General features: G+C 49.9%; 1 rRNA gene. It reads left to right on the top strand.

Going from position 1 to position 1,274, the window contains the following annotated elements:
* Positions 1-22: 22 nt before the first annotated feature.
* Positions 23-1,274 (top strand): 23S ribosomal RNA (locus tag MMB68_RS27440); the annotation flags it as partial.

Genomic DNA, 1,274 nt, shown 5'->3' with positions numbered 1-1,274 from the left:
GTTGTACCATTTATTCGCTAATGGTTAAGTTAGAAAGGGCGCACGGTGAATGCCTTGGCACTAGGAGCCGATGAAGGACGGGACTAACACCGATATGCTTCGGGGAGCTGTAAGTGAGCTTTGATCCGGAGATTTCCGAATGGGGAAACCCACTGTTCGTAATGGAACAGTATCTTTATCTGAATACATAGGATATTGAAGGCAGACCCGGGGAACTGAAACATCTAAGTACCCGGAGGAAGAGAAAGCAAATGCGATTTCCTGAGTAGCGGCGAGCGAAACGGAATTAGCCCAAACCAAGAGGCTTGCCTCTTGGGGTTGTAGGACACTCTATACGGAGTTACAAAGGAACGAAGTAAATGAAGCGACCTGGAAAGGTCCGTCGAAGAAGGTAACAACCCTGTAGTTGAAACTTCGTTCCCTCTTGAGTGGATCCTGAGTACGGCGGAACACGTGAAATTCCGTCGGAAGCTGGGAGGACCATCTCCCAAGGCTAAATACTACCTAGTGACCGATAGTGAACCAGTACCGTGAGGGAAAGGTGAAAAGCACCCCGGAAGGGGAGTGAAAGAGATCCTGAAACCGTGTGCCTACAAGTAGTCAGAGCCCGTTAACGGGTGATGGCGTGCCTTTTGTAGAATGAACCGGCGAGTTACGATCCCATGCAAGGTTAAGCTGATAAGGCGGAGCCGTAGCGAAAGCGAGTCTGAATAGGGCGTTTAGTATGTGGTTGTAGACCCGAAACCAGGTGATCTACCCATGTCCAGGGTGAAGTTCAGGTAACACTGAATGGAGGCCCGAACCCACGCACGTTGAAAAGTGCGGGGATGAGGTGTGGGTAGCGGAGAAATTCCAATCGAACCTGGAGATAGCTGGTTCTCTCCGAAATAGCTTTAGGGCTAGCCTCATGTTGTGAGAGTCTTGGAGGTAGAGCACTGATTGGACTAGGGGCCCCCAACGGGTTACCGAATTCAGTCAAACTCCGAATGCCAAAGACTTATCCATGGGAGTCAGACTGCGAGTGATAAGATCCGTAGTCAAAAGGGAAACAGCCCAGACCACCAGCTAAGGTCCCCAAGTATACGTTAAGTGGAAAAGGATGTGGAGTTGCTTAGACAACCAGGATGTTGGCTTAGAAGCAGCCACCATTTAAAGAGTGCGTAATAGCTCACTGGTCGAGTGACTCTGCGCCGAAAATGTACCGGGGCTAAACGTATCACCGAAGCTGTGGATTGACATCTTTGATGTCAGTGGTAGGAGAGCGTTCTAAGTGC

This window comes from Priestia sp. Y58, from assembly GCF_029522095.1.
Taxonomy (GTDB): Bacteria; Bacillota; Bacilli; order Bacillales; family Bacillaceae_H; genus Priestia; species Priestia megaterium_E.
This window is presented reverse-complemented; position numbering and strand designations above follow the sequence as displayed.